This is a genomic window from Ferruginibacter sp., from assembly GCF_031430955.1.
Taxonomy (GTDB): Bacteria; Bacteroidota; Bacteroidia; order Chitinophagales; family Chitinophagaceae; genus Ferruginibacter.
On the sequence record NZ_JANPCM010000698.1, the window covers coordinates 1 to 4,551 of the forward strand.

Here is a 4,551-nt window from a genome sequence, read left to right on the forward strand (position 1 = left end):
AACAAAGACGATGCAGGTATGTACAGTGTGCGGTACAACGATTTTATTGCACCCATTGTAAAAGCTATACAAGAGCAACAGGTAATGATAGAGGCATTGAAGAAGCAAAATGAACTTTTATTGAAAAGATTGGAAATAGTAGAAAAAGAAAAGAAATAAGTGAAGTAAAATTAATAACCTGTTTATAAATAAATGGAACAAAGTTTTGAAAAAGCCACACACAGTTGAAGATATGCAGCGGCAGGTTAATGAATGTATCGTATCGGTGGCAATAGAAAATAAACTCAATAAGGAAATTGTGTATACAAAAAGTATAAATCATAATTAAGCAACTCCGGTACCAAAGGGATATTTTTTAATCATATAAATAAAATAAAATGAAAAAGCTATTATTACCATTACTGGGCATGCTGTTATTTTTTTCCTGCAAAAAACAAGTTTTCTACGAAAAACTACCGGAAGAAATTAGCATTGCTGCTGCAGAAGGCAATTCAACAAAAATTGATGTTTGCCACAGAACGGGAAGCGGCAACTGGCATACCATCAACATAAATATTAATGATTTGCCGGCACATACAGCGCATGGGGATATTGTACCCGATGCAGATGGCGATGGCTATACAAAAGTTAACCCCTGTGCTAATGGTAACCAGGATGACTGCAATGATAATGATGCAGCCATTAACACTGGTGCCACTGAAATATGCAACAATGGCATTGACGAAAACTGTAACGGGCAAATTGACGAAAACTGTATCCCGTTTGTTACCATTTGCACCCAGGACTGGATGCTTAAAAACCTGGATGTAACTACTTACCGCAACGGAGACCCTATACCGCAAGTTACAACCGATGATGCTTGGAGGACATCAACTACCGGCGCATGGTGTTATTATGCAAATAATAGTTTAAACGGAATAACCTATGGTAAATTATACAACTGGTATGCGGTAAATGATTCAAGGGGCCTTGCCCCTGTGGGTTGGCATATTCCAACTGAAACAGAGTGGACAACATTAGTTAACTGCTTAGGTGGATTTGTAATTGCTGGTGGTAGAATGAAAGAAACAGGCACTATAAATTGGTTAAGCCCAAATAGAGAAGCAACAAATAGTAGCGGCTTCACAGGTCTTCCTGGCGGGATACGTTACGGTGTAAGCTTTGATCAATTCAATGGTCTTGGCATACAAGGTAACTGGTGGAGTTCTACATCGACTGACCCCAGCCATGCTTTTTCACACGGTCTAAACAATACTAATGGGGAGGTTGGCACTACCAACAACACCAGTTTTGAAGTGGGTATGTCTGTCCGTTGCGTCAGGAATTAACTTTTTTGCATGTTTACTTCTGTTCTGGTACAGCTATGCAGCGGCGGGTTAATGAGTGTAGCTAATCTAGGGTAAAAGCGGGACAAGTTGTGTTTATAAAATAAGCGATGCACAGATACGCTAACACAACATGTTAAGCTGTATATAAGCACCAGTACAAGATGAAGAAATAAAATGAGCTACTTTTAAAACGTTTGGGTACAGCAGAAAAGTAAAAGAAATAACTGCAGAAAAATTAATACCCCTGCATAATATAAATTGGACAACGGGTTAAAGAAAATGGTTTATCAAATAATAAATATCAATGCAGCAATTGCAAATAACTAACTAAATTTTAAAAAAATGAAAGCAATCATTGCATCGCCACCTGATATTTTTATCCTGCCCACCTGCACCGGAACTGAGCTGATAACCATCAGTAATATTATACGGATAGAAGCCATCAGTAATTACAGCAAATTGTTTTTTGCAAATGCCTGTCAGGCCACAGGCAGGAGGAAAACATTAGTAGTTGCCAAAGTATTAAAATGGTTTGATGAGCTTTTATCGGATAAAGGTTTTATAAGGATACACCGTTCCCATTTAATTAATTTATCCTGCATAAACAGTTACAATAATAACAACCAGCATAAAATTATTTTACAAAACCAGGAACAGATTGATATTTCCCCGAAGAAAAAGAAGCAGTATCATTAAAAGACTGGTAATAGCACCGGCTGCATAAATATGCCGGAAAGAAATATTATCTTCAACCAATGAAAATGCTGCTGCCTTTTTTATTTGTTGGCACAATGGTAATGATATATGTAATGGGTAAAACCAGTGCCACACTAAAAACAACCGCCACGCCATGCGGCATCCTTAATTTAGAATTTGCGTATAACACCACTAAAACTGCAGGTGTTATTAATGCATGGGAACCTAACAACAATATTACTGTTGCAAAAAATAATACGTACTACGATTTTATTTTTTTGGCTTTCTACGCTACATTTTTATTTTTTACCTGCAAAAAAATTGCAGAAATAAAAAACAGTAACACGGGCTTATTAATTGCAAATGGCGCAATAGCAGCAGGTATTTTAGATATTGCAGAAAATGCAGGGATGCTGTTTACTTTATCGGGCAATGTATCAAACACTGTTGCATTAATTACGGTAATATGCGCTGCCATAAAATGGATGCTGGCAATTACGGCGGCTTTCTATTGCCTTGCAGGAATTGTATATCTTATACGGCATAAAAAATTCAACATGCTGTTTACCTAAATTGGCTCAGCCTTTGTTAGCGAGGCACTTGCTGAAAAGTACAACTATAACAAAGGCTGATAAATTGACAAACAATCTGGCGCAAATTTAAGGGCATTATCTACTACAAAAATTATTTTTTTATACAAAATTTTGGTAAAGAATTTACCATCAAAATCCACTACTTTCGTTATCGGATTTTTCCAACATTCAACATTCAACATTCAACATTCAACATTCAACATTCAACATTCAACATTCAACATTCAACATTCAACATTCAACATTCAACATTCAACATTCAACAAATTAACCAATAAACTATTTATGCAAGCCTGGAAAGATTATCAAGCACAAAACAAAGACCGTTTTTTAAACGAGTTGTTAGAACTGTTACGCATACCAAGTGTTAGCGCTAAAAGCGAACATAAAACTGATATGATAAAATGCGCCGAAGCAGTTAAAGCAAGATTGCTGGAAGCCGGTGCAGATAAAGTAGAAATTTACGAAACCGAAGGCCATCCATTAGTTTATGGCGAAAAAATAATTGACCCAACCAAACCAACCGTTTTAGTTTACGGGCATTACGATGTGCAACCCGCCGATCCTTTAGAACTATGGAACAGCGGCCCTTTTGATCCGTTAATTAAAGATGGTAAAATTTATGCAAGAGGAAGCTGCGATGATAAAGGACAATTTTACATGCATGTAAAAGCATTGGAAACAATGGTTAAAACAAACAGCATGACCACCAATATTAAATTTTGTATTGAAGGTGAAGAAGAAGTGGGCAGCCCTAATTTGGCCACCTTTGTAAAATCGCATAAAGAATTATTAAAGGCGGATGTAGTTTTGATAAGTGATACCGCCATGATAAGTTTAGATACACCCAGTATTGATATTGGTGTACGTGGCCTTAGTTATATCGAAGTGGAAGTAACAGGACCCAACCGTGATTTACACAGTGGTGTTTATGGCGGCGCCGTTGCAAACCCTATTACTATTTTAGCAAAAATGATCGCATCACTGCATGATGAAAATAACCACATTACTATTCCTGGTTTTTATGATGATGTAGCCATTGCAACAGATGAAGAAAGAAAATTAATGGCGCTTGCTCCTTTTGATGCAGCAGCATATGCGGATGATCTGGGTGTAAAAGAATTGTGGGGCGAAAAAGGTTTCAGCACTAATGAAAGAACAGGCATACGGCCTACTTTAGAATTGAATGGTATTTGGGGCGGCTACACCGGCGAAGGCGCCAAAACAGTTTTGCCCGGTAAAGCTTTTGCAAAAATAAGTGCAAGGTTAGTACCCAATCAAACATCAGATAAAATGACCGACCTTCTTATTAATCATTTAAAAAAGATAGCGCCACCGTATGTTACTATAAAAGCAAGCCTGCATCATGGCGGCGAACCCTACATGACACCTATTGACAGCAAAGCCTACAAAGCCGCTGCCAAAGCCATGGAAACCACTTTTGGAAAAACGCCTATCCCTGTACGTGGTGGTGGCAGTATCCCTATCTGTGCTTTGTTTGAAAAAGAGCTGGGTATTAAAATTGTGTTTATGGGTTTTGGGTTAGACAGTGATAACCTGCACAGCCCCAACGAAAAATTTAACCTTGATAATTTTTATAAAGGCATTGAAACGATACCGTATTTTCATAAATGTTTTGCGGAGATGAGTTGATGGCGGTGTAATTTCAATGTGATTTTTTTAGGAAAGAAATCTAAGAAAATTATACAAAGCTTAAAAAAGTCAAAATGCGTTTAAGCTATAAACAATACAAAATGTATAACATTAAAATATTGAAAAGCGACACAGGTTTGTAATTAGATTAGTGTTTTATAGCATCAATACATGCGTTAGCGGCAAGCTTTGACAAACTTCACAATGAAAGAGTGTTACCAAATAAAAGAACCTAACGAATTAGTAGATTATCTCGAAGAGCAAGGCAGAGACGCTTTTCA

General features: G+C 37.2%; 4 protein-coding genes. All 4 read left to right on the forward strand.

The annotated features are described in order from the left end of the window. Positions 1 to 377 precede the first annotated feature (377 nt). The 4 genes from ACY65O_RS19945 (at position 378) to ACY65O_RS19960 (ending at position 4,270) form a co-directional block, all read left to right on the forward strand. Positions 378 to 1,328, forward strand: coding sequence for an FISUMP domain-containing protein (locus ACY65O_RS19945; protein WP_462222614.1), 951 nt, complete (start codon positions 378 to 380; stop codon positions 1,326 to 1,328). 342 nt (positions 1,329 to 1,670) lie between these two features. Next, positions 1,671 to 2,024: a LytR/AlgR family response regulator transcription factor gene (locus tag ACY65O_RS19950; protein ID WP_462222615.1), complete on the forward strand. Its 354-nt coding sequence runs from the start codon at positions 1,671 to 1,673 to the stop codon at positions 2,022 to 2,024. A 59-nt stretch (positions 2,025 to 2,083) separates the two neighbouring features. Further along, positions 2,084 to 2,596, forward strand: a complete 513-nt coding sequence (locus ACY65O_RS19955; RefSeq protein ID WP_462222616.1) for a hypothetical protein — start codon at positions 2,084 to 2,086, stop codon at positions 2,594 to 2,596. Between the two features lie 306 nt (positions 2,597 to 2,902). Then, complete coding sequence (locus ACY65O_RS19960; protein ID WP_462222617.1) at positions 2,903 to 4,270, forward strand: dipeptidase; 1,368 nt, start codon at positions 2,903 to 2,905, stop codon at positions 4,268 to 4,270. Positions 4,271 to 4,551: the final 281 nt, after the last annotated feature.